This window comes from Parasaccharibacter sp. TMW 2.1891 (assembly GCF_023337675.1).
Taxonomy (GTDB): domain Bacteria; phylum Pseudomonadota; class Alphaproteobacteria; order Acetobacterales; family Acetobacteraceae; genus Bombella; species Bombella apis.
The window spans coordinates 838726-865215 of sequence record NZ_QORT01000001.1; the positions used below are offsets into that span (position 1 = coordinate 838726).

Genomic DNA, 26490 nt, shown 5'->3' on the forward strand with positions numbered 1-26490 from the left:
ATGGTTCGCAAAATGGTCAGGGGGAGACTATTGCTCTCCTCCGCATCTCCCTCCTAAAAAAGTAGGAGACACCCAGTGTCACGGCCGTACGAGCGTGCAGCTAATCCGATCAGAAGGCGATATTAAGTATTAAAGAAGTTTTCTTCTATAAAAAGCTCGTAGAGAATCTGGAACCGGCATTCTTCCTCCGAGAACCTCGAAAAAACGTCCTTCACGAACAGCCCCTGGGATGCGGATAATCCGACCACCTGCTGATCTTCGTCTAGAATTTGCCTCATTAAGCGCACTCAGAAGTAAAACTTGGAAGAACCAAATGTCGTATTTACCTCGCACCCACTTCTTAGCTGAATTGATATCGAGTATGCGCGCCCATTTTAGTACACTTGAAATAGAAGGCCTTTTTTCGTTTGAAATTACTCGTTTCTTAAACTCTACAAATCCTGATTTAGTAAGTTGCGGGTCTAGACCGGATAAAGTGACTATACCTTTCAATCCGGTTGTATTACGAAGGTTGGGAGCGCAGCCTTCCTGCTTTGCCGCTATAATCCACGCACTGAGCGGTAAAATTTTTCTATAGAACTTCAGTAAGCCTGTGGATATTGTATTTTCAATGCGAGAAAATTCTGGATCTGCCTTGGATATTCTAATGATATCTGACATAAGTATTCTTGCGCCACACACATTCGATAGATCATTTTCTATGGAGTAGTGATCAGTAATATATGTATGTTCATCTATTTCCACTTGGATACCTAGAATATCGTCATAGTCTCTATCAACAAAAAATAGACATTTGTTAATATCGTATAATTCTTTTTTTGCTGAATCTCTAACTTCTATTACATTTTTTTTTCCGCCGCAGTCATAGATATAATAATTTTTATCTCCAACATAACGTCTCGCTTCTGGCATATAAAATAAACCATCTTCTTCTCCTTCGAAGAAGAAATGATATTCTTCCTGATTTGGATTATACAATAACTTAAACTGGTGCAAGGCAGCTATCGAAGAGTTGGCCTCTTCTGAAAGATATTGCGCGTAATCATCGATAATAGTCATTGAGAGAGGCCGCTTGTCCGACGACGCAGATCAACAGCTGTATTTTTTAATCTATTTTGGTAAATAAACGGACTATGAGTTACAGATAACACAAAACTACAGCGATTAGAGTCGAGTATATCTGTTAAAAATCTCTTCTGCCAAGGAACTGACAGCGATAACTCTGGCTCATCAATTATCACAATTTGATTGTCCGCATCATCTAAATATAAATGAGAGAATAGTGAGACAACTTGTTTTTCTCCAGAAGACAGCATACTTAAATCTATAGGGCGACCACGGTCGTCTTGTATTTTTATTGTAAACTTAGTGTCATCGTATAGCATCTCTTTGCCCGGCCTCAGATATGCATTGCATACGTCTACAAAAGCCGTCACCTGAATCTCTTGCTTAGATATATCGGCACTTGCACTCATAAGTCTGGTAAAGTAATGAGCCAAATAACGATCATTGACTTCCATTTCTGTCCGTTTTTTTCCTTTCATGCTGAGGATTTTTTCTCTAAGAAGTTCTTTTTCGTTAATTGATAGTACTTGCTCACTTACACGACCAAGGATAATCGCTAGGCCGTTTTCATCAAGTTCCGATATCTCAGATGGAGAATACTGATCGGCAGTACCCTTAATCACATCTCGCAGGTAGAGCCCAGATAGGTCGTTAAACTGGGAAAGTGAGTAATCTCGTAAGAAGCGGATTTTGGTATCAATGTTGGACCTCACATCCTCCATTCCGAAGCTCACAAGATCAACATAATGTTTGGCGGATCGTGTGAAAGCAAAAGGAACGTTAGAGCGCGTTGACATTCTTATCCGCTCTTCAAGATCAGGAAATATCTCCTTTAAATCCTTCTCAATGCGTCTGTAAGTTGGCAAATACAGAGTTCGACCCGAAAAACGATTCGTGAGTAGTTTTTCAATATTTAAGCGAGGCGAGGAAAATATATCATCATCTTCATAGGATGATATTCTGCGGAAGATTGACATTTGAAGTTGACGAATTTCTTCCTTTGGAATGGATAATGCATCAGAAAATTTTTCATAAGATCGCGACCGCATGCTTCTAGAAGAGATAAACTCTTCGAGGAGATCTGCTGCCTTCAACTTTTCTAGATGGCTATATATTCTAGATGATGGGGGAAAGTCTTGTGTGATTTTATCAAATTGCGAAAGTCCTGTTATATCTGCTCGGAGAGCCCTAATCTCATCATCACCAAACCACAAGGCGACTTCTGTAAAGTCATATTCAACTAAACGGCTCCACTGTCGCGATACAAAGAAATAAAATATGTTCGTGACGCTGCTTTTTCCTATACCGTTCGGTCCAACGAGTATAAGCGCGTCACCTTCGATCGGCAGACTTATATCTCGATTACCAAAGAGTCCCTTGATCTCAAATTTAGTTGGTCGTTTCATCTCAACCTCAGCCTGCGGTGATAATACGGTTATCTCACTGTAAGGCTTTTTTTCAGAAGTAGGTAGTTGATTAAAATATTTCGTACTTACTATCAAGCAAGATCAGGCGTAGACGAAGCGTTTTCGCTCATGTCTGCTTTGCGAATAGCGAATAGCGAATAGCGAATAGACAAGTTAGATGTCTGACATGAGGGCGGAAACAGTCATTAAAGTCAGTCTTAATTCATTGTTTTGGGGTCAACGGGGGAGGTTTCTCCCCCTTGCCAGATGCTCAATGGGTAGCCATTGAGCACTGCTGGCTCCCTTTTAAAGCGTTCCCTTTTTGAAGGCTGTTTCCGGGTAGTTTATTGCTTCTATGGTTTGCAGCAAATTGGCTGTTGAGATGCTGGTCAGATAGGTTGTGGTTCCTTGGCTCTTATGGGTGGCTTCATGACCCAACAAGCGGTCAATCCATACCTCCCGGATATTGGCATTCGCGTTTCTGAGTTGGGTCGATACGGTGTGCCGGAAGGAATGAAACGTGATTTCAGCGGGCAGGCCAATGCGGGTCTTGAGCAATGAGAAAGCTCTGCCAAGGGCTGCTCCCCTGACACCCTGTTTTGAGGTTTCCAGACCCGGAATGAGATAAGGGCTGTCAGTGGTATCCTTGAGGGCCAGCACACCTGCTTCAATCAGTTTTGAATGGACGGGCACAATGCGGGTGCCAGCTTCCGTCTTGGGTGCCCAGCCGGTTTCGGTGTGAGCCCGGATAAGGAAACAGGGGATACCATCGACAGTCTGGAGGTCTTCCTTGCGCAGGGTGCAGATTTCACCCAGTCTCATGCCTGAGTAAGCAGCAATCAGTGTGACCAGCCGGAAGGTCTGTTCTGGCACCGAAGTGCTATGCCATGAGGCAGAAGCCAGCAAAGCCAGTTCTTCGGTCGTCCAGCTTCTTCTGATGGTCTTCTGTCCGTTCTCGAAATTCCAGCCTGTCCATGGGTTCCGTAAGACCAACTCCCTTTGGTGTAGCTGGTTCCACAGGGCGGAGAGGCGCATCATATGGTTTTTCACGCTCTTGCCACTCAAGGTCGGCAGACCTTCCTCTCTGGCCCTCTGTGCTTCTTCCTCAAGGGTAAGGCTGCTTTTACGTTTGCCCGGCGATGCGGGAAGGGAAAACAGGAGGTCTCGGAACGCCCCAGCCTTTTCGCCTCCTATGATGGATACGGGCGCATCTCCAAAAGCTTTCAGGAAAAGGTCTACCGCTCGCTGGGTGGCTTTCTTGGTGTCAGCACTGGCATGGGGACTGTCCAAGACAAAGCGTTTCAGGGCACCGGAGAGCATTAAAGGTTGGGTTTTTGGTGCTTTGGCTGCTTTCTTCACTGTTAGGGGTTTGGGCACCAGTGCTGAAACTGGCACAGACCCCGTTTCCTGAGCAGATGAAGGCAGGTTCACGCTCTGTAAGTCCCGCAGTGAAACCCGCAGTCCTTCAAGCCTGCTTAAGGCGTCTGGTTCAGAGAGGGCCAGATGGGTTTGAGAGAACAGTTCTGTGGTTCTGGCATGGAGCAGTGATGCCCGTTTTCGGGCCTCATTCTGATAGCCTGTTTTCAGGGAAACCCAGATTTCCCGCCGATTTAAGGCTGCTCGCAGAGCAGGGGGAACGATACGGCGGAAGTGGTAAGTGGTGCCTCTAACTCGGAGCATAAAATCTTCCCTCAGTGGGGAAGGACGATGGAGCAAAGACAGCCTTTGCCCCTCATTCAGCCGAAAAATCGTGCTATTTCAGGTGTCTGTGGTGCGAACTGCGGGACTCGAACCTGCATCAACCCGTAGTGACACTTTTCTGACTTATTGAAATGGCGTAGAGAATATAATGAGCTGTCTTCCAATTAGATTTTTCTTTTTAACATTGGTGAAGCATTCTGGGAAGATGTAGGCATGGTTGGACCCGGTTTTGTGCGAAATGCTTTTTCCCCGTGCATTCCAAGAATATTTACATACCAGTCGAATGATACATCAATGTCATTGACGTTCAGAACAAGATGATCGATCGCTATAACGGATAAGGCGGACATAATACGTCTCCATGTTCGTGAGGTGGGGGGTTCTAAAAACCTTTGTCTGACTTTTCTTGTGCCTGATTTCAGGCTTTTGATGTGTTGATTTTCGCTCTGGGTTTTGAGCAGAGCGAGGGGGGCATGCTCTGTATTGCTACGCGCTCGTGTTAATCCGCTCCAGGAGGAGAAAGCGGCGCATATTATAGACGATATTGGCCAGCCCGACCTTCATGGTGGCCCGCGTTATGCCTACGGTTCGGACAAACAGCCCCGTCTGTGATTTCTGATCGGCAAAGACATGCTCGACACGCGACTGGATAACGGATTTTCCTGCATTGGATCTCTGGATATGGCATGGCATAGGCTTGAGATGCGGCTTTTTCCTGTGAACCTTCGAGACAACGCCCTGCTTTTCCATGAAGGCTTCATTGGCTTTTGAGCGGTAGGCTGTATCCGCCCAGACATCAGACGCCGTATTGCTGCGATCAAGAAGTCCCTCACGTAGATCCGCCTTCTCCGCATTGGTATTGCGCTGCTTTGGAGCCGCTACCAGCGTAGCATCCAGGATCTGACCTGACATCGGCAGATAACCGGCATTCCGCAGGGTCGTATCAAAGCGGTTGAACAAAACATCAATGGCTCTCGCCCGTGTCAGACGTTCACGAAACAACCATACCGTTCTGGCATCAGGTACACGGTCCGACAGTCCCAGACCTAAAAAGCGCATGAAGGAGAGACGGTCGTTGATCAGCTATTCTGTCCGTTCATCAGACAGATTGTTGAGTGTCTGGATCAACAGGATCTTGAACATCAGCACCAGATCAAACGGCGGACACCCGCCTTTGCTCCCGTTTGAATAGGCCAATGCCCTGTCCAGCTCCGGCGGAACACCTCAAAATCCACAATCCAAGAAAACGCTTCTCCTCATTCCTCCAATCAGAACCGGGAAAATGGAATCACAGCGTAGGCCTCAATACCAAGAGGTTTTTAGAACCCTCCATGCACATGATCGGCCCTGTTTTCTCGTACACTCGGCACAGCCAGGTCCGCATTACGTGACTTTGCTGATTTCTCTGTTCAAGCTTAATCATAATGCCTTGGTGAGGGCGCGTCATCCTGCGTAGCAATGACACGTTATCGGCCTGCGGGATCAGTACTGCTGCTGAATTGTAGCGGCCCATTAGCTTTAGTCTGGTGATTTCTCAATTGGTTTGCAAGTTTGTTTTTTATTGTCTTAGGTTCGTCCAAAAGATTGACCCAGAAGCGACCCAGATTTACAAGCTTTTTCATCCTTTTAACCATGGTGTGTTTGTCTTCGGGATTAGCTGTAACACTAGAGAAACTTGGGTTTTTTGAAGATAAAGAAGCGTGTGGGATCGGCCTTCACACGGCAGGGGTCACAGGTTCAATCCCTGTCGCATCCACCATGGATTTCCCGGAAAACTGCCGTTTTGCTGTGAGCGACGAAGTGTTCTTCGCTGCAGGTGGAAGAGCTGCCGGTTGGAAGTCGAATGCTGAACGAGCGGCAAGCTACCGTCCCTCAGGGGGTCTCTATCCTGCCACGAGGCCGGGGATAGAGACCGGGCCGTCATGGGGTTGTCAGTCCCATTCCTTGTCCTGCATTTTCCGGATTTCGGGGATGATCTCCTTGGGTGAGACGTTCCGGGCTTTGGAGTGGTCATCCAGTATCACGTCCACCATCTCGGAGATGTCCCTGTCGGGGTCAATCTGAGGCTTGGTGAATTCAAGGTCTTCGTGAGAAACGAGGCTTTCTTCCGGGCAGTACCAGTTCTTGTGCGCTTCGACCATCCGGTCATTGAAGCCGGTCTCGTAAGGCCCAGGGTTGATGCAGGCTACGGAGACACCGAGGTCTTTCAGTTCATTGCGAAGGCTGCGGGCTGAGGTTTCCAGAGCATGTTTGGAGGCACAGTAGGCACCCGTGAAGGGGCCTGTGATGACGCCAGCAATGGAGCTGATGAAAACGATCCGCCCCCGTTTCCTCTTTGCAAAGCGACGGATGAAGGGGTGTGAGACCTCCATTGTTGCAAAATAGTTGACCTCGAACTGACGGCGCAGGACAGGCATTGGCATGTCGGCCAAGGCACCGCCTTCACCGATGCCGGCATTGTTGACGAGAATGTCAACGTCGTGCCGGGCCAGATAGGCACGATCAACGGGGTCCGTAATGTCAGCCTTGATGACGGAAACAGTCACTCCTGCTTCCTTGGCGGCTTCTTCCAGGCAGTTCATCTGGCTGTGCAGATGAACTGCCCCGATGACACGATGGCCGCGCTTTGCCAGTTCGATGCTGAAACGCAGGCCGAGTCCACTGCCTGCGCCTGTGACCAGAATTTTTCGCACTTCATTTGTCATTTCTGGATGATCCTTTGGTTGAATCGGAGCTGACTTCGGACAGCCCTACGATGGGATCCTTGACAAAGACTTTGTCTTTATCAGGACGGTTGGTTGACAGCCCTATGAAAAGGGAAGGGGGCTGCTACTGCCCGGTTGGTAGATGTCACCACCGGGAAGGAAGCAGTAGGGGGCGTCCAGAAGCGAGACATGACCAAAATTGGAGAGACCAGCAATAACGCTGTCACTGGGCATCCGGAATACATAGCTGGTATATGCCTTGCGGCCGCTGAGACTGAGGCTGACGGGTAGGATGTCGCCGCAGGTCAGGAACAGGAGAGCTGCCCGACAGAGTCAAGAATCTCCAGACATGAGGAGGCTTGGTGCTCTTTGAGGAGGTTTTCGAGAAACCCCCATAGATATGAGATCATCTGCCCGTTCATGAGGTAATGCTTTCTCTGTAGCACATCGTCATAATAGGTGGCGCAGACACTGCCTCCACGGAGCCATCATCAAACGCCGTGATGCCGCTCTGCGTGCCGAGGCGCATCAGTGCCCGCCTGCACAGGTCAATGGCTGTCGTCATGGCGTGACTTACCCTTTGGAGGCTGTCTTCTTGCCAGCCTTCTCATCGGCAGTCGGTTCATCAGCTTTGGCCGCAGGAAGGTCTTCATGCCGGGGCGGCACATCGTCAGGACTGGTCAGATGTTCCTGCTGGGAAGGAGCCCCGTCAGGACGGGTCAGGTCTTCCTGAAAGGCCCGGCTGCTCACGTCCCTCTGGGCCAGCCTTTTCTTTGTCGGAACGGGCCTCATCATCCAGCGGCTCCAGATTGAAGCCGGGGATGCCGCTATAATCCATTTCCTCATCAACGGTCAGAAAGTGACCGTTGATGAAGCTGTTCTGGATGACACGATATCTTGCCATGATTGCCTCACGCCACATAGTTCTTGGGGTAGGCGATCTGGGCGGGAACATCGAGATTGATGCCAGCCGTCACCGTGCAGGATGTCATGGCCTGTGCCTGGAAGATAGGGTGATCATGCGTAGCCTGTATCTGAGGGATTGAACTGTCCTGTTGTGGTCCCCACTTTCAAAGATGGTTGGATGTCTGCAAGTGGATGGAGGGGTTATGCTGTATACGCACGTTGTCATCGGGACGAATGATCTGCCACGGGCCAAGGCTTTCTACGATGCCCTTTTCAACGTTCTTGGAGGGCAGGCCCTTGGGGAACTGATGGGTAAGCTGCTTTACGAGAAGGATGGTCAGATGTTCATGGTTGGGCGCCCCATTGATGGGCAGCCTGCCACAGCTGCGAATGGCTTTACCCTTGGTTTTGCCCTTTCGAGCGTGGAGGCGGTGGAGGCTTGGCACAGGGTTGGTGTTGAGCATGGTGGAACCGCAATAGAAGACGCACCTGGCGTGCGGACCATCGGAGGCAGGAAATATTTCATGGCCTATCTCCGGGACCCCGATGGCAATAAGCTTTGTGCCCGTCACGATATGTGAACGTGGGATAATTGCAGGGGGGGCGGGAATTACTGCGAGTCCCGTGGGTATGATTGATTGGATCATACGAGGCTCCTGTGTATGTGAGGTTTTTTCTTTTCCTTCAGTGTGTTCTGATGAAGGAAAACAGGAGGAGATAGCCATGTCTTTATCATCCAGGCTGGCCCGTATGTTTCTGCTGGGAGGAATGGCCATTGGGGCCTGTACTTCTTCCATAGGGTTCGCTGCTTCGGGAAATACCACGGCTCAGCAGGGAGGGCTGAAGCAGATAACGGCGCCGTTTTCTGGTTCTGTGAGTCCTGCAGGAGCGGTGGAGGACAACAGTACGGGGAAGATCATCGGAGAAGTTGATCGGACCGGTGTCGTGTATGACAATACGGGCACGGTGGTAGGGTCGATCGATTCGAAGGGAATCGTACGGAATGCCAAGGGGGTGGCTGTGGCTCAGGTTGCACAGAACAACCGTCTTGCCGGGATAGCGTTTCTTCTGGGCAGGTAAGTTCTGTTCTCTGATTTGCCCTGCCCGGTTTATGGGGCAGGGTGAGTCCGTGCCATTTCGGATAGAATGTCCGTGATGTCTTTTTGTACTTTTTCAAAATGGCGGTTGGGTTGTAACGTCTGCAGGTTCAGGTAGCAGGCACGGTTGATTTCCACCTGCAGGGTCTGCCGATTTTCTTCCATCTGGCCGTATCTGCCCGTTATGTAGCCGCCCGAGTAGGGTGTGTTTCGCTGGACATGGTACCCTTTCTCGAGGAAAAGGTGCTCCACTAGGCTGATAAGTCTGTCGGAGCAGGTTTTCCCATGCCTGTTCCCTAGGACGACATCACAGGGGCGGGACTGTGCCAGTGGTGGCATGGAATGGATGTCCAGCAGGATGGAAGCGCCAAACTGTGCGTGCAGTGTTTTCTGCGTCTGCTGGAGCGCTGTATGATATGGCTCCCAATATTGTGAAAGGCGATGTCCCGCCTCTTCGAGAGGCAGGCAATAGCGGTAGATGCTCTTGCCTGGCGATGTGCAGCGGGGAATGACACCATAACCTGCGCTGACTTTCGTGCTGAGGATGAGGTCCTTCTCAATGAGAGGAGGAGAAAACATGGTGGCATCCAGTTCTCTCCAGTCCCGGTTTACATCGCAGAAACTGCGAGGAAACAGGGCCTGCACGAGGCTCAGGCCATTCTCAGGGGCATATTGAAGGAGCTGATCGGTAAATCGGTCCTCCATGCGTTCCAGCTCTGTCATGGGCAGGACGGCCATTTCCAGGAAATGCTGGGGGTAATTGCGCCCTGAATGTGGAGAGGAAAGCAGGAAGGGTGTCCGCTTCCGGCAGGAAGGAAGATGGATCCCGACAGTGGAAGACGGGCGGGCAGTGTTGGTGCATGGAAGTTTCTGATTTTTTTTCACAATAAAGGCTTGCCACAATCCATAGGCTGAGGTAAACACCATTTCACACCAGACGGGGGCGCATAGCTCAGCGGTAGAGCACTACCTTGACATGGTAGGGGTCACAGGTTCAATCCCTGTTGCGCCCACCACCCCTCTGGTGATTAACTCCCTGAAAATATGCTTGAAGTGCAGGTGGCTGTATAGCCATCTTCTTTCTATTCTAGCGAAAATTTCACTTAGCCTGTAGATTTTCTGGTACGCGCAGAGAATGTGTATTGGTGTGGAAAGGAAGAGACCATGTTCCTGAGTCATATTGTTGTGGGATCGAACGATCTGGAAAAGGCCAAGGCGTTCTATGATGCCCTGTTCGGTGTCATGGGAGCTGATTTCTGCCCGCAGGATAATCCGGACAGGATCGTGTACCAGAAGGATGGGCAGATATTCATCATCACACGTCCGATCAACGGGGAGGCTGCTACGGCTGCCAATGGCGGTACGGTTGGTCTCGGCCTGTCGTCTCCCGAGGATGTACGCAGGTGGCATGAAGCTGGCATCAGGGCAGGGGGAACAGCTGTTGAAAATCCGCCAGGTGAGCGTGTGGTGATGGGCATGAAGCTTTATCTGGCCTATCTTCGTGACCCAGATGGAAACAAGCTCTGTGCGTTTCATAAAATGTAACGGGTAATTCAGACCGGATTATTCGGTTTTCGTGAAATGGCCGCATCTCCTGGAACGGGGGATGCGGCCATTTTTGTTCATGCCATGATAAAAATGCAGCCCATCCATACAGTTGCCATGATGAAACTGGACTGCGCCTTATCTGATTTTAACTTATTGTAAAATAAGAATTTTATTTTTAAGATAAATTTTATTTATTGCCTTTCATGCCTTCAAAAATAATTCCTTTACCAAGGTTAATTGCAATTACCCCGTCTGGAGTTTTAACTTCTGGGAAACGAAGCGGGAAGCAATGGAATTTTCCGTTCGTCACCAGCCTTTGTAATCGTGCGGGGCTGCTTACTTGAGTGAAAAGGATGTATTCATAATGAGCTCTCACTCACCACATAAACCAGTAAATGCAGGTCGTCGGCATGTTCTTGGAGCACTCGGTGCTTCTATTCTGGCTGGCGGCGCTGGCAAGGCTGTGGCCCAGTCTCTCGGTTTCCCCGCACCGCCTGCCGGGCTGGGCAAACGCCCGTATCCGAATCTGCTTCGCCCGATGAATGATGGTCCCCGCAAATTTGGCTATGCCATCGTGGGTCTTGGCAAATATGCCGTCAATCAGATCCTGCCGGCTTTTGCCGAGTGTGAATATGCCAAGGTGACGGCGCTGGTCAGCGGCGACATCAACAAGGCCCGTCGTCTGGGCAAGCATTACGGGATCGAGGAATCGCACCTCTACACCTACGACAATTTTGACAAGATTGCGCAGGACCCGGAGGTTGACGCCGTTTACATCATCCTGCCCAACTCCCTGCATGCCGACTTCACGGAGCGTTCTTTCCGTGCCGGCAAGCATGTGCTGTGTGAGAAGCCGATGGCCGTCACGGTCGAAGAGTGTCAGCGCATGATTGCTGCCGGCAAGAAGGCTGGCAAGAAGCTCATGATTGGCTATCGCTGCCACTTTGACCCCGTTACGCACAAGGCTATCGAGCTGGCCCGTACCAGCATTGGCAAGCCGCAGATCATTACCACGGATAACGGTGACAATACCGACCCGACGGATCCGACCTACCAGTGGCGTCTGACCCGCTCCCTGTCTGGTGGTGGTGCGCTGATGGATCTGGGCATCTATGGCGTCAACGGTTCACGCTACATGCTGAATGAAGATCCAATCGAGGTCCAGGCCACCATCATGCCGCCGTCTGACCCGATGTTCCGTGAGATCGACGAGACCATCGTCTGGATCATGAAGTACCGTTCCGGTGCCGTGGCACATGGCAGCGCCTCCTTCAACGTGAATGCCATGTCCCGCTTCAACCTTCAGGGGACGGACGCCTCCCTGCGGATGGACCCGGCCACGAGTTACTGGTGCAACAGTGTCAGCCACTGCACCACTGGTGACACGCATACATGGTCCACCCCGATGTTCACCATCCCGGCCCTGAACCAGTTCTCTGCACAGCTGGATCATCTGGCCATCAGCGTTGCCAACAATACGCCGCTGGCAGCCACGGGTGAGGAAGGGATGCAGGATGTCCGTCTGATTCAGGCCATGTATCAGTCTGCCCATTCTGGCAGCCGCCCGGTTTCCACCGATTGGGGTGATTGGCGCAAGACCATCTGATCATTTCGATTGGATGTCATGCAGGAGGGAGGCCGCATTTATGCGGCCTCTCTTTTTTGTATCGGCAGGATCAGGCCGCAGTGGCGTCCAGCCAGCCCTGGAGCATGTAAGCGGCGGCCATCTTGTCCACGACCTCGCCACGCCTCTTGCGGGTCATGTCGGCTTCCTGAACGAGGAAGCGGTTTACGGCACTGGATGAAAGCCGCTCATCCCACAGGCAGGCAGGCAGGCCCAGCCGCTCACTAAGGTCATTGGCCCAGTCACTGGCGGCACGTGCCGCCGGGCCAAAGCTGCCATCCAGTGAAAGTGGAAGGCCGACCACAATCCCGCCAATTTCATGTTTACGACAGAGGGTCTGAAACTGGGGAACCATCTGCTTCATTTTACCACGGGCCAGCACGGTCAGGGGGGAGGCCAGCATGAGAGCAGTGTCGGAGAGCGCCACGCCAATCTGTTTGCTGCCGGGGTCCAGCCCCAAGATGGAATGTGCTGCAGGGAGCTGATTACGCAGGTCATGTGGATTGAATAGTGTCATGGCAAAGGGGTATGATCGCTTCCATGGCCGTAATAGGCTGATGTGATTGATGTCTGAAAGCAGGATTATACATGTCGCTTGATGCGAAAACAGTGGCAAAAATGGCCAGGCTGGCAAGGGTTGGCCTCTCGGAAGAGCAGGTTCACACCTATCAGAAAGAGATGCAGGGGATCATTGGCTGGGTTGACCAGCTCAATGAGGTTGATGTGACCGACGTTCCACCGATGATTGGAACTGGTTTGGCCCAGCCACGTCTGCGGGACGATCAGGTGACAGATGGCAACTGTCGGGACAAGGTGCTCTCCAACGCACCGGACCGTGAAGGCCCCTTCTATACCGTGCCGAAGGTGGTGGAATGATGAGCAGCATTTTTGATCATACTCTTGCTTCTGCCCGTGAGGCTCTCCGGTCCCGCAAGATTTCTGCCGTCGAGCTGGTCGATGCCCATATTGATGCCATTGAACGTCTTGATGGTGGGCTGAACAGCTTCATCACCCGCACGCCCGAGCAGGCCCGTCTGGCCGCCAAAGAAGCGGATGCCCTTCTGGCGAAGGGAGAAGGTGGAAGTCTCTGTGGCCTGCCCATCGGGATCAAGGACCTTTTTGCAACGGAAGGCGTTCGTACGACGGCTGCCAGCAAGATTCTGGGTAATTTTGTGCCGCCTTACGAAAGCACAGTGACAGCGAACCTGAAGCGTGATGGGGCCATTTCGCTGGGCAAACTGAATCTTGATGAATTCGCCATGGGCTCCACGAACCTGACCTCTGCTTTTGGTGGTGTGGAAAATCCGTGGAAGCGTCGTGATTCCGATGCAAAGCTTGTGCCGGGTGGCTCTTCTGGCGGGTCCGCTGCTGCTGTGGCGGCAGGGCTTGTTCTGGGAGCGACCGGGACAGATACGGGCGGTTCTATCCGTCAGCCTGCGGCTTTCTGCGGTATTACGGGAATCAAGCCGACCTATGGCCGCTGCTCCCGGTTTGGGACGATCGCCTTTGCCAGCTCTCTGGATCAGGCGGGGCCGATGGCCCGTACCCTTCAGGACTGTGCCATTCTTCTTGAATCCATGGCAGGGTTCGACCCCAAGGATTCCACCAGCGTGAACAGGCCCGTCCCACATTATGAGGCGGCTCTTGGACGTGGCGTGAAGGGGCTGAAGGTCGGTATTCCAAAGGAATATCGCATCGATGGTCTGCCTGCCGAGATTGAAGCCATCTGGCAGCAGGGGATCAACTGGTTGAAAGAGGCTGGCGCCGAAGTGGTGGACATTTCCCTGCCGCATACGAAGTATGGTCTGCCAGCCTATTACATTGCCGCTCTGGCAGAGGCATCCTCCAACCTCGCCCGGTATGATGGTGTCCGCTTTGGGGAGCGTGTCAGCGGTGCGTCTCTGGATGCACTTTATGAAGCCACCCGTGCTGCCGGATTTGGGGATGAGGTGAAGCGCCGTATCCTGCTGGGCACCTATGTGCTGTCTTCCGGCTATTACGATGCTTACTATCTTCGTGCCCAGAAGGTTCGTACGCTGCTCCAGCGTGACTTCCTGAAGGCGTATGAAACGGTTGATGTCATCCTGGCCCCAACGGCTCCTTCCGGGGCTTTTGCCTGGGATGAAAAGCCGACTGATCCGGTTCAGGTCTATCTGAATGACGTCTTTACGGTGCCGGCCAGCATGGCAGGCGTGCCGGCCCTGTCCGTTCCGGCCGGGCTGGATGGCCGTGGCGTGCCGCTCGGGCTCCAGCTGATCGGCCGTTTCTTTGATGAAGAAACGCTGCTGGCCGCCGGCTCCGTTCTGGAGCGGGCCGCTTCCTTTACCCATCGTCCCACCATTCATGCAGGGGTGTCAGCATGAGCGCATATCGTATCACGGGTGAAACTGGCGAATGGGAAGTCATTGTCGGGCTGGAGGTCCATGCCCAGATTGTCAGCCAGTCCAAGCTGTTCTCTGGTGCCTCTGCGGAATATGGCGGGGAGCCCAACACGCACGTCAGCTTGGTTGATGCCGGTTTTCCCGGCATGTTGCCTGTCCTGAACCGTGAGTGTGTGGCGCAAGCCGTACGGACGGGCCTTGGGCTGCGGGCACAGATCAATCTTTTCAGCCGCTTTGACCGGAAGAACTATTTCTACGCTGATCTTCCGACGGGCTATCAGATCAGCCAGTTTGAGCATCCGATCGTTGGTAAGGGCACGGTCGAGATCGAACTTTCTGATGGTGAGATCCGCCATATTGGCGTGACCCGCATGCATATGGAACAGGATGCAGGCAAGTCCATTCACGATCAGGACCTGACACGCTCTTTCATCGATCTGAACCGTGCGGGTGTTGCTCTCATGGAGATCGTGAGTGAGCCGGATATCCGCTCTCCGGAAGAGGCTGGGGCTTACCTCCGCAAGCTGCGTCAGATTCTCCGTTATCTGGGGACGTGTGACGGCAACATGGAGGAAGGCTCCATGCGTGCGGATGTGAACGTTTCCGTCCGCCGTGAGGGGGAAGAAGGGTATCGCACGCGCTGCGAGATCAAGAACGTCAATTCCGTGCGTTTTGTCATGCAGGCGATCGAGGTCGAGGCGCAGCGGCAGGTGGACATCTGGGAGTCTGGTGGAGAGATCGATCAGGAGACCCGTCTTTTCGACCATGTGAAGAGCGAGACACGGTCTCTGCGGACGAAGGAAGATGCGCATGATTACCGCTACTTCCCGGAGCCGGATCTTCTTCCGCTGGTCATCGAGCAGTCCTGGGTTGATGAGCTGAAGGCTGCCTTGCCGGAACTTCCAGAGGACAAGCGTGCCCGTCTGGAAAAAGAATATGGCGTGTCCCGCTATGAGTCTGGCGTGCTGACGGCGGAGCAGTCCGTTGCGGATTTTTACGAGACGGTTGCCCGTGGGGCTGACGCCCGTCTGGCCACGAACTGGATTCTGGGTGACTTCTTCGCCGCATTGAACCGTACGGGGCGTAGCATCGAGGATAGTCCTGTTTCTGCCGAGGCCCTGCGTGAGCTTCTGTCCCTGATCAGTGATTCCACCATCAACGGGAAGATTGCCAAGGAAGTCTTCGAGGACATGGTGGAGACGGGGGAGAAGCCCTCTGTCATCGTGGATCGCAAGGGCCTGCGGCAGGTGACCGACACGGGAGCCATCGAGGCGGCCATCAGTGACATCCTGACGGCCAATGCAGACAAGGTGGAAGAGTACAGGAGCGGCAAGGACAAGCTTTTCGGCTTCTTTGTCGGGCAGACGATGAAGGCGATGAAGGGGAAGGCAAATCCTGCCATGGTGAACGAGCTGCTGAAGAAGCTGCTTGCCTCCTGAAAATTATGAAAAAGAGTGCTGTAGGGGGGTTTACGTCAGCGTCATTTCCCCCTACAAACACTCCTGCAAACGCCGTGTAAAAACCGTTTACAGCGGAGGGGTGGCCGAGAGGCTGAAGGCGGCGGTTTGCTAAACCGTTATACGGGTAACTCCCGTATCGTGGGTTCGAATCCCATCCCCTCCGCCACGGTTCTCTCAGAAAATAGCAAAAAATTGGATGATCGTGTAACGGTTTTAGGTCCGTTTATCGTGCTTGTCTCAGTCGTGCTGTGGGGAATTTTGAGGGGGCTCAGAATGAGCTGTAATTCCCCAGCAGGCCGCATTTTCCCGCAGGGTATAATCGAGATCAGCCGCTTGGATGTGGACGTTCTTCAGCTCTGGGTGAGCCACCGTCTCTGCATAGGCACTCCGTTGCTGTTCTATCGTAGGTGTTCGCAGGTTGAGGCAACTGCTGGCGGATGTGGACCTCGCTGCACCCTCCTAGCAGGGTGAGGCCACAGGTCTGTACTAGAGCGTATGGGACGTACAACCAGAGAAGGTTTTCACTGGCCCTCGGTCTGTGGCGTACTGGCTGCTGCCTCGTCTATGCGGACCATGGTTGCGTTCTGGGCATTGGCCTCACCGGCAATGATGAGGGACAGGCCCTGAAGCGTTGTCGGCTGGCGCAGCCAGTGCAGGGGCTTCATGCTGCGGCCTCCTGCACTCCGGCCACTCTGTCGACCAGCGGGCCATAGGGATTTTTCCCGTTTTCCATGAGAATGATGGCCCTCATCAGACCCGCCACGAGATGTGGCGTGAAGGGTCCGATCTTCTGGTCCGGTGTGACGCCGAGGGCATGGGACACGCCTTCAATGTAGCTGGCCGTGTCGTTCTCGCTGGGAGGCGCCCATTTGCCGATGATGCCCGCCACCGTGTCTAGACCATCCCTCTGGTTGTAGCGCAGCAGCTGGCCTCGCAGGGCCATCAGCCCGGCTTCCGGCGTTGCGAACACGGCAAAGCGTGGATGCACGCTTTTTTCAAGATGCGCCCCGGCCTGTCCGACATAATTCAGATTGCCAGGATTGTTGTTGCGGATGCCCCGTACTTCCATGGGCCTACCCTCCGATGTGAAAAATTTTCATGATGACGGCGACGATGATTCCGCCCGCTTCTGACCCACCGGCAATGAACATGCTGCGCCATGAGTTTCCGTGCCTGACTTTGGAGAGGATCTGTTCCAGCATCTGCTGCTGGGTGGCCTGCCTGTCCTTGAGGACGGCCATGTCCATCTCGACGGCCCGGATGTCCTTCTTGATTTCAAGCCCCTCGGCACGGGTCAGGTACTGGCTGCTCATGGATGCTTCACCCCGGCCCCGGAGGCATCCACTCATGCACTGCCATTGAAAAAGACGGGCTGCCCCGTCCCGGCACAGTCCGTGCAGAAGAAGGCCGTACCGATAGGAGCCGAAGAGGTAGGGCGGAGTAGGGAAGGGCCTTCAGGCCTGTGCCCCCATCAGCTCCGAGCAGAGCAAACCCCTGTGCTTCCGGCGGCAGGGCGCTGCGGTCAAACAGGCCGTGTTGAGCTGGGGAGACGGGGATGCTGTCCGCAAGGACTGGACTGGCCAGAAGGAGGGCGGCAAGAGGCGGGGTATGGAAGGTCTCCATCTGTGATGGTTGTCATCCAAACAGGGGAATGTAATTCCTGTGTGTGTTTGATGGAGATTGGCGTTATGTTCGGTTCAGCATTGATGGAGATATCTCATGGTCCGCTTGCCGCTTCCGCCATTTTCCATAGATACAGCTGCCCAGAAAGTTCGTCTGGCTGAGGATGCCTGGAACAGTCGCAGCCCGGAACAGGTGGCTCTGGCTTATACGCTAGATAGTAAGTGGAGGAACCGTGATCGTTTCATCACTGGCCGGGATCAGATCACGGCCTTTCTGACGGAAAAATGGGCCACTGAGCTGGAATATCGTTTGATAAAGGAATTATGGGCCTGCACCGATGATCGCATAGCCGTACGCTTTGCCTATGAGTGGCGTAGTGGAGCAGAACGGTGGTTTCGGTCGTATGGGAATGAGAACTGGGAGTTTGATGAAAACGGGCTGATGAAAAACCGCATCGCCTCGATCAATGATGTTCCCATCGGGTGCAGGGAGCGTAAGTATCACTGGCCACTGGGACGGAGGCCGGATGGGCACCCGGGGTTAAGTGATCTGGGACTGTAAGTCGGCCTCATCGCCCATAGGGGCTCCATGTCGGCGATACGAGGAAGCCCTGCCCTTGACTGTGCTGGACGAGCTTTGTAGCCGGGATTTATCATGTCCTGCAGGCGGTAGATCACGCCATATTTCAGGGCGGCATTGATGCCCGGGAGATTGCCGAACGGTATCTGCCCGGAGGCAAAACGGACAAGATCGGCCAGATAGGTGCGGGCCTTCTCGGCATCAGGACTGCCGACCAGCTCGTCACGGGTGGCGGTGAATATCCCGGCCAGTTTCGTGATGTCGGAAATGGTTGGCCCCGCCAGTGTTTCCAGCACCGTGTTCCCCATGCGGCTCATCTGGCCGAAGAGGAAGTCCCCATAAATCCCTGCACCCCCGCCCTGGGCCATGGCCGACATCCATGTGCGGACATCACCTGCATCCCGTGGCTCTTTCCCGGCCAGTATGGCCTTGGCCTGCATGGCGACATAGCCCAGCACGGTCGTGGCGGCGATCATGTGGATGACACCGGGCAGGTCCAGCCCGTTGCGCTGGACCTCACGCTGATAGAAGCGGCGGATATGTGAGGCCGGGAAGCTCTTGAACTGGAGCATAAGCCGTGCGGCCTGTCCGAGCAGCGGGTTAACGTCATCCAGCCGGTTGCTGATGCCCCTGAAGGTAGCCTGCGTGCGGGCATCTGGTTCCGTCATGCCCTCCCGGGTCTGGTCGGTGATGTAGGCATAGAGCTTTCGGGTCAGGCTGTCCCGCACGTCATCGGCTGTCTGTCCTTTCTCGAGGAGGGGAGCCACGGCATCGTCAGACAGGCATCCCATCTCGCTGGGCAGGATATGGTCTTCTCCAGCGGCTGTCCGCACGGCCTGCCGCATCACGTCCCATTCCGGCCGGGTGATGCCGAAGCGTTGCAGGCTGGCCCGCAGCTTTCCATCAAGGGCCTCATAGGACAGACCGGCATTACGCCCCAGATTGTGGGAGAGCATCAGGCCGATGCCCTCGGACAGGCTGTCCGTCCAGTATTGCAGCCCGTTGATGCGGTAGAATTTGTTGATGAGGTCGCTCATCTTGCCCAGTGGGGCATCATTGGCGGAGAAACGGCTCATGACGGATCCAAGATGTCCTTGCAGCCCCACGCCCAGCAGCCGGGCGATCTCTTTGCGCTCTGCCGGGTTTTTGCTGCTCAGGCCCGGAGCAAGGGCTTTCAGGCTGTTCCAGTAGCTTTCCAGCAGCGGGACGCCATTGTGTCTCAGCACGGCGGCATTGATGGCCAGATCGGGCAGGGAGGAGATCATCACGCCGCCCAGTTTCGTGATCTGGTTCCACGCATGGGCGTAGGCCCCGATGGTTTCCACCGTCTTGTTGGCCGGCTGTCTGGCCCGGCCTGTCACGATGTCCAGCAGGGCACTGCGCTCCAGCCTGCGGAGCCTGTCCACCATTCTGGCATCAGCCCTCTCACGGGCGGCCTGCACGCTTTCTTCGATCATGCTGCGGAACATGTTTTCAGGGTTGGTGCCCAGATCGCCCATTACGGCGGCGTTGCGTGCCCCACTGATGAGGCCCTTGAAGATGCTGTCCACCACATGGCCCTGGCCGAACTTCCTGTTGTAGGCCAGCCAACCATCGGCATCTTTGAAATGCAGCACACGGTTCTGACTGACCTTCTTGGCTCTGTTTGATGTGCCTTTGAAGCCGGAAAGCCAGTCCCGCCCGTTGGCGTTATCATGCTCACCGGTGGAGAGGTTCAGCCAGACATTGCGGAGGAAATCTTCCTTCGACTGCTTGGCGGGCATCATCTCGAAAGTACGGTCATCCAGCAGGGGGAGGATGGTGTCCCGCCAGTTCTGGTAGGCCCGGTCCGACCCATCGCCCCGTATCTTCCACATGTCGTGGCTCTGGCGGGTGACGTAGTGGTCGGCCTTGCCAATCCAGGCGCCTTGCCTGTTCTGCATCAGCCGCACTGTGTCCTGATATTCAGACAGAATGCGGGCGGCCTCGGCAGCCAGCTTATTGCCCGTTGGCGCCCCGGATTTCGGGTCATCCAGACGCCACATCTCACGGGCCACATCGGCATCAAACTGTTCATCACGCTTCAGCAGGGCCTTGAAGACGCCTGCCTTGTCCAGATCATGCATGAGAGGGCCGAGAAGCTGGGCAGTGCGGGCGTGGCTGCTGGCATCCACAGAGAGGGCGGCGCCATTCTCCCCGGTCTGCTTCCCGGCAAGGATGCCTTCCAGAGAGGCTGCTTCATCACCAGCTACGATGCGGCGGCGCAGTTCGGCCCGGACGATGAGGTTTTTCTTGCGGGCATTGGCCTCTATGATGGCAGCCAGACGCTCCTCATCGGCCATGCGGGCACCGGCCTTCTCCAGTGCCTCCCGAGGGGACAGACCCTGCTTCATGTAGCGTCCGGCTTCCTTCTCCAGCCGCCCGAACATCTCGTCAAGCTCTGCCTTGGACATTTCACGGCCAGCGGCTTTCTCGGCTTCGTTGTAGCACGGGTTCTCGTGGGTCATGGGGCTTTCCTTGTAAGGCAGGCGGCGGCGGAGGTGAGGGCATCGGCATTGCCATCGGAGAGATCCTTTTCACGGCGGATCTCTGCCAGTTCTTCAGGGCTTATCTGATCGCCTAGGGTGGCAAGCTGACGGTCTATCTGGTCAGAGTAGGTTTGTGCTTCGATAATGGATTTATCTTGACTTTGGGGAGAGTGATTCCCATTATCCAAAATGTCGCTGTGACGGATACCGTCATCACGGCCATGCCCGTCAGCCTTTGGAGGCATGGGTCCGGTGGGTCCGGCATCTCTGCTGTGGGGATGCGGTGGGGTGTGGTCCCCACTAAGCAGCGATTTTCCTTCGATGTATTTTCTCTCAAACATTCCTGCCGTGGCAACGCGGTAATAACCATCCTCTTTCATGAGATGGAGGACGGCCACTTTGTGCAGGCTTTTTTCTTCGGCATTTTCCCCCATATGGGCGATAATGTAAGATCCGGTGGCGTTATTCCGCTTTGGACGGTCACGCCTGATTTCTGTTGCATTCCCAAGAACATGACGAACAAAGTCATCAACGTTGGTGAAGCCAAGCGCTCTTATCTCGTTTCCATGTCTGGCTTCGATATGAAGTCTTCCATGCCCCCCACCAATATCTATGCCTTCCTTGTTAAGCCTGACGGTATGCTTCCCATCAGCAATGATAGTTGGCCAGGCTGGCGTATCTTTCATGCCAGCTGGCATATGCCAAATTATATTAGGATGATCCCCAGCCGCTGAAAGGTCCAGATGCTCAATACCGCTGGTCGGGAGTGGGGAAACATCCTGGCCCTGTTCCGGGCTGGGGGCTGTTTCCCTCTGGGCTGCAAGACCGGCACGGCTCTGCGTGACCTCATGATCTTCATGACCATGGAGGTTTCTCATGATGGCTTCTGCCGCATCCTGCTGGATGGCATCGAGCCGCTGCCTTGCGTTCTGATAGGCCTCTTCCACATGGCCCTGCCAGCTGGCGTCGTGGCCTTTTCCCCGTTCTGCCTCGATGAGGCGCAGGGCCTGCTCCACGGCATCTTCCGGGCTGTCCTTCTTCAGGATGGAGCCAGCAAGATCGTAAAGGTCCAGCCCCTCAAGGCCTGAATCAAGATGCTGGGCATAGCGGCCCAGACGCTGGCGGGTGAGGGCATGGAGAAGCTCCTGCCTTGCCCCGATGCGCTCCATGTGGGTGGCACGGCCATGGTCCAGCATGTCCGCATACCGCTCCCATGTGGCATGGCGAGACACCCGCAGGGCATCCTCCATGGCGGCATCGGGGTGCAGGCCGGACAGGATGGCCTCCGTGGCATGGGCATGCTCTTCCGGTGTGAGGGTGATGTCTGCCGCCCGGGCCGCTGCATCAGCATCATCGGCAGCCTGTTCCCGGTGATGTTCCTCCAGGGCGGCAGTATCCGTTCCGTTTTCGGCCAGCCTGCCATCAGGGAACACCTTGCGCCCGTGGCTTTCTTCCACCATGGCATCCAGAAGGTCGCTGATGTCGGCATCGGGCCTGAGATAGCCGTGCTCTATGGCCCGTTTCCGTGCCGTATCCAGAGACATGCCCCCATTGCGGCGCACAAGGCCGATGCGCTGGCGGTGGATGTCATTGGCCTTCAGCTCGCCGCCTTCATCCAGCACCCCACCGTGGCGGGTCAGGAAGGTGAAGAGGGATGGAGCTGATGTCGGCTTCCCGGTCGGCATGGCAGGCTGGGGCGCAGCAGCATCTGGCTGCTCCGGCTCATCATCGGGACGCTCATACAGGGCCGCTTCATCCAGCGTGTCAGCATGGCTCTGCCGGAGCTGGGACAGGTCATCAGCAATCCTGTCCCGCAGGGGAGGTTGAGACACCGTTTCATCAGGCTCGGCACCATGCCCGGCCATGGTGCGGTCAAGCCCGTCTCTGGCGTTCTGGACCTCATGGATGTTCAGCAGGCTCTCGGCATTGCCGGGACTGTCGCTGGCCATGGAAGCGAGACCATCGGCCAGAACCTGCCCCCTGGCACTGGTTCCGGCCCGTTCGAGACGCCGGCCAAAGGCATGGCCCAGACCATGCAGGCCACCCCCCATGATGCTGCCGAAGCCGATGTCCCGGAGGGCCTGACCCATGCTCCAGTCATTGTGCTCGTCACGGTCCAGATACATGTTGAGCGGCTCGAGGGCCGCCATGCCGATGGCACCCTGGCTGGCACCCTGTACCACACGTCCCGGCAGGCTGCCGGACAGGGCCGCACCGGCACGGCGGTTCAGCCCTTCGGCACTGAGCAGGCCGCCTGCCACACGCTCCATGCCCAATCCCTCGGCACGGGCGGCGGCACTGCCAAGGACAAGGCCGATGCGCTCCTCCCCAAGGCCGGGGATCAGGGCGGCGGCATAGTTGATGGGGTCCAGAAAAGCAGGAAGGGCACCTGCCGTTGTGTTTAATATGCTGTTGATGGCACCGCCCGGCCTATTGCGGATGGTGTTCTGCCGGATGAGGTCAGCCTGCTTCTCATCATTGAGGGTCTGGGCAAGTGCAGAAGAAACAGGCTGGTCGAAGTTCAGAACACCCCTGATGCCATAGCGGGCATTGGCATCTTCCGGGCTTAGGGTATCGCCTTCGGTGCTTTTCGTCTCATGGCGCAGCCAGTCACCGATGCGGACGACCGGCATGTCATTGATGCCCGCCATGACGGATGCACCAAGAGACTGCTCAAGGGATGACTGTTGCCCCGCCAGTCCTTCATCCTGAACACTCCTGAGCGTGTTCAGTCCGCCTGAAAAAAGTGACATATGCCCTCCCTGTGGCGGGAGAGCATGTCAGGGATTTGTAATTCGGGTGTGTGTTTATGAGGAAGAAATGCTCCAAGAAAATAGTTCGTAAACTGTGTCTAGGTAAGAATTTTATCGTCAATATGTCCAATTTTTGGAGGTAAGATCGGATTATTTTATTAAAAAACATAGCAGCATGAATTTAATGTGAAGTCACTTGGATATATAAAAAATTATTATACGTTTCTAGATGGGTGTTTTGGAAAGTTAGAGAATTCTCAGGAGGTTTTTATGTTGTCTTCAGATGATCCAAGAAAAGAAATTCTTAAAACTATATACGAATTATATAAAATAAAAAACAGACGAGTATTTTTCCCTATATATAAAGTAAATGCCACAAGAGAGGTAATATTAAACCATGTTCCTGCTGATAGTTCTTATAAGAAAGATGTTAATTATTTTGATGAAGTTTTATTATCCTTGGAAAAAGAAGAATTTATTTCCTTTGTGTACTTCCATGAATCGGAATACGTTTCTCTTTCGAAGGAAGGCTATGTCAGTTTAGGGATTACAGTAAATTATGTCTTAGGAGATAACACGACTCCTCTTAGGAATAGTAGAGGGGCTCAGATTCATCATACTTTTTTATATGACGATATAAATAAAAAAGAATTATTTCCTGTTAGAACAGGCAGAGACGCTGTGAATCAGGGGGATGAGAATGTAAGAGACATAATGGTTTTGTACTGTGGGGTACTAAATAATCAGGAGCCTCGTCCATCTATAGAAGAGGCGGAGATGTTGTATAAAAATACATTTGGAAATCTTGATATTGAATTTTGGGATAATGAATTTTTTAACAAGTTTAGGGGGGAAGATAAAAAAATTAATTTTTCAAATGATGAGTTTTTTAGTGAGCTTGAATGTCACTTCAAAGAGATGATGAAGCGTGAGGAGTGAATTATAGGCGGGATATCCACTAATGGAAGGGGCTGACTAACCCGCCCAAAACCCTAGCGAGGGCGGGGAACACTCTTCTGGTCTGGTCCTATTTCCTCCAACTGGGGAAGAAGGGCCTGTGCATTTCTGCACAGGCCCCCAGAATGGTCAGGCCGCTTCCCCCGCTGCCCGTCTGATTTCAGAGACGAAATCGCTATATTCATCGTTCTGGTTGTTGATAATCAGGCGGAGCAGCCCGGCGACACCTGCGCCGTCATATTCACGGTCGGGCACGCACCCTTCCACGACAGAGAGGGCGGATATCAGGTTGTCCCAGTTCTGCTGCACGTAGCGGCAGGTGGAGAGCAGCCGTTCAAGACGAGCCTCTGGCGTGGAGGCTGTGAAGGCGTTGGTCGGGTTCATGCCACGCCTCCCTTCTTGGGGTTAAACGTGCCAAGCGTCTGCGCCAGTCTGGTCAGGCCTTTCTGGGTTATCATGGGCTGGCCGTAGGTTTCCCGTCCGGTCGTGTTGTGAAAGATCGTGACTTCTTTCACATCCATATACCCGGCCTTGATTGGGGCGGCATAGGCCAGCTTTCGGCCAGATGAAGAGTGGACGTACAGCCATTTGATCGGCGACATGACAAGCTGCCGGATGAACAGCTTTTCCGGCCATCCGCACAGTTTGGCACTCTCCCGCAGGGTGAACAGTCCGTTCGTGTTGGCCAGCTCGTCAAAAGCAGCAGCCTTGGGCGCAGCGGCTTCCAGCTCTGCCCTCTGCCGTGCCAGCGTGTCGTTGGCCAGCTGTAGGGCACGGGCCATGATCTGCTCCGGCGTTTCCTCCGGGGTAGCCACTATGTAGCCGCCGGTCTTGCGGATGGCGGGGAGGATTTCAGAGACCACTTTTTCTTCAAACTGTTCCGCTGCTGGCAGCTTGGAGCGCATGACCAGACGGTAAAGGTCACGTTCAGGAATGATGCTCATTCCACGAGGGGAGGAGCAGGGGATTCCTAAACCCGCCAAAACGGCGGCTTTGCAGTTTTCTGCGGCTTTGCAGTGGGTTCTTACTGCTTTGTCGGCATCTCTATAACCGAGAGCCGTTGCCACTTCCCCAGCTACGAACCAAGCGTCTCCGTTGCGCTCAAAGGCCGTTACGGCAGTATCGCCAAACTCAAAGGCAACGATCGTGCTGGATTTTGACACATTATTGGTGCTATTACTCATCCCAGAGTGTTCCTTTCGAGGTTCATTGTTCAGAGGCGTTGGGATTGGCTTGCAGGCTTTCCAACGCCTTTTTTGTTATTTGCTGTTCAGTTCTCATCATTGTTCCTGTTGGCTTGATCGTAGATCTCCCGCAGAAGCAAGTTTAGCTCAGCTGTGAATGTCCGCCTTGCATCAAAAGCCCGCTTTCTGATCCATTCATGCACATCAGCATCAATGCGTGTGCTGGTTGGGCGTGGTGAATTTCCCATAATTTCTCCAAATGCTTACTTGCACATCTTGTGCATTACGTTTTTGGCATATTAGATTCTTGGAGGTCAAGACCGATTTGCAATTATTTTTATGTGCCTATATCATCTTTGCACACACAAAATTGCAGGAGCGGTTAAATGGCGGCAGAACGTAAGAAAAAGCGCACGCCTAAGACGGAGTCTTTGACTATTAGGTTGGATCCTAAAATGCGTTTTGCTTTAGATTTTGTTGCTCGCATGAAGGGACAGACAATTACTAAAGTAATTGAAACGGCTGTAATGGAGAAAGCAGACAATGAGTTTGTTATTCATGAAACTTTTGATTGGAATGACGGAGAGGTTAAAGAGAAAAGAACATGGAAGGATTACTGGAATGTAAATGAAGCCGTCCGTTTTATAAATTTAGCAAGAGCAAAAGAAACAAATCCAACTTTTGAGGAAGAGTTTTGCCTTCAATTTATGGAAGATCATAATAATTATTTCTTTAAAGGGGGAGATGGCTCCCCGGACAAAGAAAAACTTGATGTTCTTTGGCCTCTGATGCCAGAATTTTTGGCTGTTTGGGAAGAAACAAAGGCAACAGATCGCGAGAAAGTAAAAATTATGATGGACAAGGCATTGATTAAAGCAGGGCTAATGCATGAAAAGTTTGGTACTTGTGGGGAAGAACTTCCCTTCTAGGAACCGCCCCATGAAAAATCTCCTTCTCATCGCCGCCGCCGTGCTGGGGGCTGTGAGGTAGGCTG

General features: G+C 53.5%; 26 protein-coding genes, 2 tRNA genes and 1 pseudogene. 12 read left to right on the top strand and 17 right to left on the bottom strand.

The window, feature by feature from the left end; translation table 11 throughout:
* Positions 1–129 precede the first annotated feature (129 nt).
* From DTJ15_RS03655 to DTJ15_RS03685, 8 genes and pseudogenes are all read right to left on the bottom strand, one after another.
* On the bottom strand, positions 130–1059 hold the full coding sequence (locus tag DTJ15_RS03655) for a DUF4435 domain-containing protein (protein ID WP_249109448.1): 930 nt from the start codon (positions 1057–1059) through the stop codon (positions 130–132).
* Positions 1056–2471 (bottom strand): AAA family ATPase, encoded by a 1416-nt coding sequence (locus DTJ15_RS03660; RefSeq protein WP_249109449.1) that lies wholly within the window; start codon positions 2469–2471, stop codon positions 1056–1058. The genes DTJ15_RS03655 and DTJ15_RS03660 overlap by 4 nt, the downstream gene beginning before the upstream one ends.
* A 306-nt stretch (positions 2472–2777) precedes the next feature.
* On the bottom strand, positions 2778–4151 hold the full coding sequence (locus DTJ15_RS03665) for a site-specific integrase (RefSeq protein ID WP_249109450.1): 1374 nt from the start codon (positions 4149–4151) through the stop codon (positions 2778–2780).
* Positions 4152–4336: 185 nt separating this feature from the next.
* Entirely contained in the window at positions 4337–4522 is a 186-nt protein-coding gene (locus DTJ15_RS09150; protein ID WP_081847719.1) for a VOC family protein, read from the bottom strand.
* A gap of 136 nt (positions 4523–4658) precedes the next feature.
* Positions 4659–5425: pseudogene (locus DTJ15_RS03670) on the bottom strand (transposase); the annotation flags it as partial.
* A gap of 678 nt (positions 5426–6103) precedes the next feature.
* Entirely contained in the window at positions 6104–6877 is a 774-nt protein-coding gene (locus tag DTJ15_RS03675; protein WP_154981489.1) for an SDR family oxidoreductase, read from the bottom strand.
* Between the two features lie 418 nt (positions 6878–7295).
* Positions 7296–7442 (bottom strand): hypothetical protein, encoded by a 147-nt coding sequence (locus DTJ15_RS03680; protein ID WP_166651616.1) that lies wholly within the window; start codon positions 7440–7442, stop codon positions 7296–7298.
* Between the two features lie 144 nt (positions 7443–7586).
* A complete protein-coding gene (locus DTJ15_RS03685) occupies positions 7587–7781 on the bottom strand; it encodes a hypothetical protein (protein ID WP_249109452.1) in 195 nt (64 codons plus the stop codon).
* Positions 7782–7989: 208 nt separating this feature from the next.
* On the opposite strand from DTJ15_RS03685, the gene DTJ15_RS03690 reads away from it, so the two are divergent.
* Positions 7990–8364 carry a VOC family protein gene (locus DTJ15_RS03690; protein ID WP_043561274.1) on the top strand — a complete coding sequence of 125 codons (375 nt, stop codon included), beginning with the start codon at positions 7990–7992 and terminating at the stop codon, positions 8362–8364.
* Between the two features lie 142 nt (positions 8365–8506).
* Positions 8507–8863, top strand: a complete 357-nt coding sequence (locus DTJ15_RS03695; RefSeq protein WP_043560268.1) for a hypothetical protein — start codon at positions 8507–8509, stop codon at positions 8861–8863.
* A gap of 29 nt (positions 8864–8892) precedes the next feature.
* On the opposite strand, the gene DTJ15_RS03700 is transcribed toward DTJ15_RS03695, so the two are convergent.
* Positions 8893–9807: an N-formylglutamate amidohydrolase gene (locus DTJ15_RS03700; protein WP_081563113.1), complete on the bottom strand. Its 915-nt coding sequence runs from the start codon at positions 9805–9807 to the stop codon at positions 8893–8895.
* A 14-nt stretch (positions 9808–9821) separates the two neighbouring features.
* On the opposite strand from DTJ15_RS03700, the gene DTJ15_RS03705 reads away from it, so the two are divergent.
* The 3 genes from DTJ15_RS03705 (at position 9822) to DTJ15_RS03715 (ending at position 12034) form a co-directional block, all read left to right on the top strand.
* Positions 9822–9896: transfer RNA gene (locus DTJ15_RS03705), tRNA-Val, on the top strand.
* A gap of 148 nt (positions 9897–10044) precedes the next feature.
* On the top strand, positions 10045–10425 hold the full coding sequence (locus DTJ15_RS03710) for a VOC family protein (RefSeq protein ID WP_081563114.1): 381 nt from the start codon (positions 10045–10047) through the stop codon (positions 10423–10425).
* 367 nt (positions 10426–10792) lie between these two features.
* Positions 10793–12034, top strand: a complete 1242-nt coding sequence (locus DTJ15_RS03715; RefSeq protein ID WP_052349072.1) for a Gfo/Idh/MocA family protein — start codon at positions 10793–10795, stop codon at positions 12032–12034.
* A gap of 70 nt (positions 12035–12104) precedes the next feature.
* Here the strand turns inward: DTJ15_RS03715 and ruvX are convergent, their stop codons facing one another.
* Positions 12105–12569, bottom strand: coding sequence for a Holliday junction resolvase RuvX (ruvX, locus tag DTJ15_RS03720; protein WP_043560262.1), 465 nt, complete (start codon positions 12567–12569; stop codon positions 12105–12107).
* 71 nt (positions 12570–12640) lie between these two features.
* On the opposite strand from ruvX, the gene gatC reads away from it, so the two are divergent.
* The 4 genes from gatC to DTJ15_RS03740 all read left to right on the top strand — a co-directional run bounded on the left by gatC (position 12641) and on the right by DTJ15_RS03740 (position 16059).
* Positions 12641–12928, top strand: a complete 288-nt coding sequence (gatC, locus tag DTJ15_RS03725) for an Asp-tRNA(Asn)/Glu-tRNA(Gln) amidotransferase subunit GatC (RefSeq protein ID WP_043560260.1) — start codon at positions 12641–12643, stop codon at positions 12926–12928.
* A complete protein-coding gene (gatA, locus tag DTJ15_RS03730; RefSeq protein WP_043560258.1) occupies positions 12928–14415 on the top strand; it encodes an Asp-tRNA(Asn)/Glu-tRNA(Gln) amidotransferase subunit GatA in 1488 nt (495 codons plus the stop codon). The genes gatC and gatA overlap by 1 nt, the downstream gene beginning before the upstream one ends.
* The gene (gene gatB / locus DTJ15_RS03735) at positions 14412–15872 is read left to right on the top strand and encodes an Asp-tRNA(Asn)/Glu-tRNA(Gln) amidotransferase subunit GatB (RefSeq protein WP_249109453.1); all 1461 of its coding nucleotides are present in this window, start codon (positions 14412–14414) and stop codon (positions 15870–15872) included. The genes gatA and gatB overlap by 4 nt, the downstream gene beginning before the upstream one ends.
* Positions 15873–15966: 94 nt before the next feature.
* Positions 15967–16059 (top strand) — tRNA-Ser (locus DTJ15_RS03740).
* A 355-nt stretch (positions 16060–16414) separates the two neighbouring features.
* Here the strand turns inward: DTJ15_RS03740 and DTJ15_RS03745 are convergent.
* Genes DTJ15_RS03745 through DTJ15_RS03755 form a run of 3 tightly spaced genes read right to left on the bottom strand, consistent with a single transcriptional unit; the run spans position 16415 to position 17206 of the window.
* On the bottom strand, positions 16415–16558 hold the full coding sequence (locus DTJ15_RS03745; RefSeq protein ID WP_193599779.1) for a hypothetical protein: 144 nt from the start codon (positions 16556–16558) through the stop codon (positions 16415–16417).
* Positions 16555–16962, bottom strand: coding sequence for a structural protein P5 (locus tag DTJ15_RS03750; protein WP_249109454.1), 408 nt, complete (start codon positions 16960–16962; stop codon positions 16555–16557). Before DTJ15_RS03750 ends, DTJ15_RS03745 begins: the two co-directional genes overlap by 4 nt.
* A gap of 4 nt (positions 16963–16966) precedes the next feature.
* The gene (locus DTJ15_RS03755; RefSeq protein WP_249109455.1) at positions 16967–17206 is read right to left on the bottom strand and encodes a hypothetical protein; all 240 of its coding nucleotides are present in this window, start codon (positions 17204–17206) and stop codon (positions 16967–16969) included.
* 406 nt (positions 17207–17612) lie between these two features.
* Here DTJ15_RS03755 and DTJ15_RS03760 point away from each other — a divergent pair, with 406 nt between their 5' ends.
* Positions 17613–18077, top strand: a complete 465-nt coding sequence (locus DTJ15_RS03760; RefSeq protein ID WP_249109456.1) for a nuclear transport factor 2 family protein — start codon at positions 17613–17615, stop codon at positions 18075–18077.
* Here the strand turns inward: DTJ15_RS03760 and DTJ15_RS03765 are convergent.
* Together DTJ15_RS03765 and DTJ15_RS03770 are read right to left on the bottom strand one after the other, a co-directional pair.
* Entirely contained in the window at positions 18017–20581 is a 2565-nt protein-coding gene (locus tag DTJ15_RS03765; protein WP_249109457.1) for a hypothetical protein, read from the bottom strand. The genes DTJ15_RS03760 and DTJ15_RS03765 overlap by 61 nt on opposite strands.
* The gene (locus DTJ15_RS03770; protein ID WP_249109458.1) at positions 20578–23355 is read right to left on the bottom strand and encodes a hypothetical protein; all 2778 of its coding nucleotides are present in this window, start codon (positions 23353–23355) and stop codon (positions 20578–20580) included. Before DTJ15_RS03770 ends, DTJ15_RS03765 begins: the two co-directional genes overlap by 4 nt.
* Positions 23356–23625: 270 nt before the next feature.
* Between DTJ15_RS03770 and DTJ15_RS03775 the strand changes: the two genes are divergently transcribed.
* Positions 23626–24294, top strand: a complete 669-nt coding sequence (locus DTJ15_RS03775) for a hypothetical protein (RefSeq protein WP_249109459.1) — start codon at positions 23626–23628, stop codon at positions 24292–24294.
* A 147-nt stretch (positions 24295–24441) separates the two neighbouring features.
* Here the strand turns inward: DTJ15_RS03775 and DTJ15_RS03780 are convergent, their stop codons facing one another.
* Complete coding sequence (locus tag DTJ15_RS03780; protein WP_248460565.1) at positions 24442–24696, bottom strand: hypothetical protein; 255 nt, start codon at positions 24694–24696, stop codon at positions 24442–24444.
* The gene (locus DTJ15_RS03785) at positions 24693–25496 is read right to left on the bottom strand and encodes a phage antirepressor KilAC domain-containing protein (RefSeq protein WP_248460566.1); all 804 of its coding nucleotides are present in this window, start codon (positions 25494–25496) and stop codon (positions 24693–24695) included. Before DTJ15_RS03785 ends, DTJ15_RS03780 begins: the two co-directional genes overlap by 4 nt.
* A 386-nt stretch (positions 25497–25882) precedes the next feature.
* Between DTJ15_RS03785 and DTJ15_RS03790 the strand changes: the two genes are divergently transcribed.
* Entirely contained in the window at positions 25883–26425 is a 543-nt protein-coding gene (locus DTJ15_RS03790) for a hypothetical protein (protein WP_086431881.1), read from the top strand.
* Positions 26426–26490 lie beyond the last annotated feature (65 nt).

Bases quoted from the DNA above. Each gene is read 5' to 3' on its own strand.
- DTJ15_RS03655 (WP_249109448.1), bottom strand. From the start codon at position 1,059: ATGACTATTATCGATGATTACGCGCAATATCTTTCAGAAGAGGCCAAC.
- DTJ15_RS03660 (WP_249109449.1), bottom strand. From the start codon at position 2,471: ATGAAACGACCAACTAAATTTGAGATCAAGGGACTCTTTGGTAATCGA.
- DTJ15_RS03665 (WP_249109450.1), bottom strand. From the start codon at position 4,151: ATGCTCCGAGTTAGAGGCACCACTTACCACTTCCGCCGTATCGTTCCC.
- DTJ15_RS09150 (WP_081847719.1), bottom strand. From the start codon at position 4,522: ATGTCCGCCTTATCCGTTATAGCGATCGATCATCTTGTTCTGAACGTC.
- DTJ15_RS03675 (WP_154981489.1), bottom strand. From the start codon at position 6,877: ATGACAAATGAAGTGCGAAAAATTCTGGTCACAGGCGCAGGCAGTGGA.
- DTJ15_RS03680 (WP_166651616.1), bottom strand. From the start codon at position 7,442: ATGACGACAGCCATTGACCTGTGCAGGCGGGCACTGATGCGCCTCGGC.
- DTJ15_RS03685 (WP_249109452.1), bottom strand. From the start codon at position 7,781: ATGGCAAGATATCGTGTCATCCAGAACAGCTTCATCAACGGTCACTTT.
- DTJ15_RS03695 (WP_043560268.1), top strand. From the start codon at position 8,507: ATGTCTTTATCATCCAGGCTGGCCCGTATGTTTCTGCTGGGAGGAATG.
- DTJ15_RS03700 (WP_081563113.1), bottom strand. From the start codon at position 9,807: ATGGTGTTTACCTCAGCCTATGGATTGTGGCAAGCCTTTATTGTGAAA.
- DTJ15_RS03710 (WP_081563114.1), top strand. From the start codon at position 10,045: ATGTTCCTGAGTCATATTGTTGTGGGATCGAACGATCTGGAAAAGGCC.
- DTJ15_RS03715 (WP_052349072.1), top strand. From the start codon at position 10,793: ATGAGCTCTCACTCACCACATAAACCAGTAAATGCAGGTCGTCGGCAT.
- ruvX (WP_043560262.1), bottom strand. From the start codon at position 12,569: ATGACACTATTCAATCCACATGACCTGCGTAATCAGCTCCCTGCAGCA.
- gatC (WP_043560260.1), top strand. From the start codon at position 12,641: ATGTCGCTTGATGCGAAAACAGTGGCAAAAATGGCCAGGCTGGCAAGG.
- gatA (WP_043560258.1), top strand. From the start codon at position 12,928: ATGAGCAGCATTTTTGATCATACTCTTGCTTCTGCCCGTGAGGCTCTC.
- gatB (WP_249109453.1), top strand. From the start codon at position 14,412: ATGAGCGCATATCGTATCACGGGTGAAACTGGCGAATGGGAAGTCATT.
- DTJ15_RS03745 (WP_193599779.1), bottom strand. From the start codon at position 16,558: ATGAAGCCCCTGCACTGGCTGCGCCAGCCGACAACGCTTCAGGGCCTG.
- DTJ15_RS03750 (WP_249109454.1), bottom strand. From the start codon at position 16,962: ATGGAAGTACGGGGCATCCGCAACAACAATCCTGGCAATCTGAATTAT.
- DTJ15_RS03755 (WP_249109455.1), bottom strand. From the start codon at position 17,206: ATGAGCAGCCAGTACCTGACCCGTGCCGAGGGGCTTGAAATCAAGAAG.
- DTJ15_RS03760 (WP_249109456.1), top strand. From the start codon at position 17,613: ATGGTCCGCTTGCCGCTTCCGCCATTTTCCATAGATACAGCTGCCCAG.
- DTJ15_RS03765 (WP_249109457.1), bottom strand. From the start codon at position 20,581: ATGACCCACGAGAACCCGTGCTACAACGAAGCCGAGAAAGCCGCTGGC.
- DTJ15_RS03770 (WP_249109458.1), bottom strand. From the start codon at position 23,355: ATGTCACTTTTTTCAGGCGGACTGAACACGCTCAGGAGTGTTCAGGAT.
- DTJ15_RS03775 (WP_249109459.1), top strand. From the start codon at position 23,626: ATGTTGTCTTCAGATGATCCAAGAAAAGAAATTCTTAAAACTATATAC.
- DTJ15_RS03780 (WP_248460565.1), bottom strand. From the start codon at position 24,696: ATGAACCCGACCAACGCCTTCACAGCCTCCACGCCAGAGGCTCGTCTT.
- DTJ15_RS03785 (WP_248460566.1), bottom strand. From the start codon at position 25,496: ATGAGTAATAGCACCAATAATGTGTCAAAATCCAGCACGATCGTTGCC.
- DTJ15_RS03790 (WP_086431881.1), top strand. From the start codon at position 25,883: ATGGCGGCAGAACGTAAGAAAAAGCGCACGCCTAAGACGGAGTCTTTG.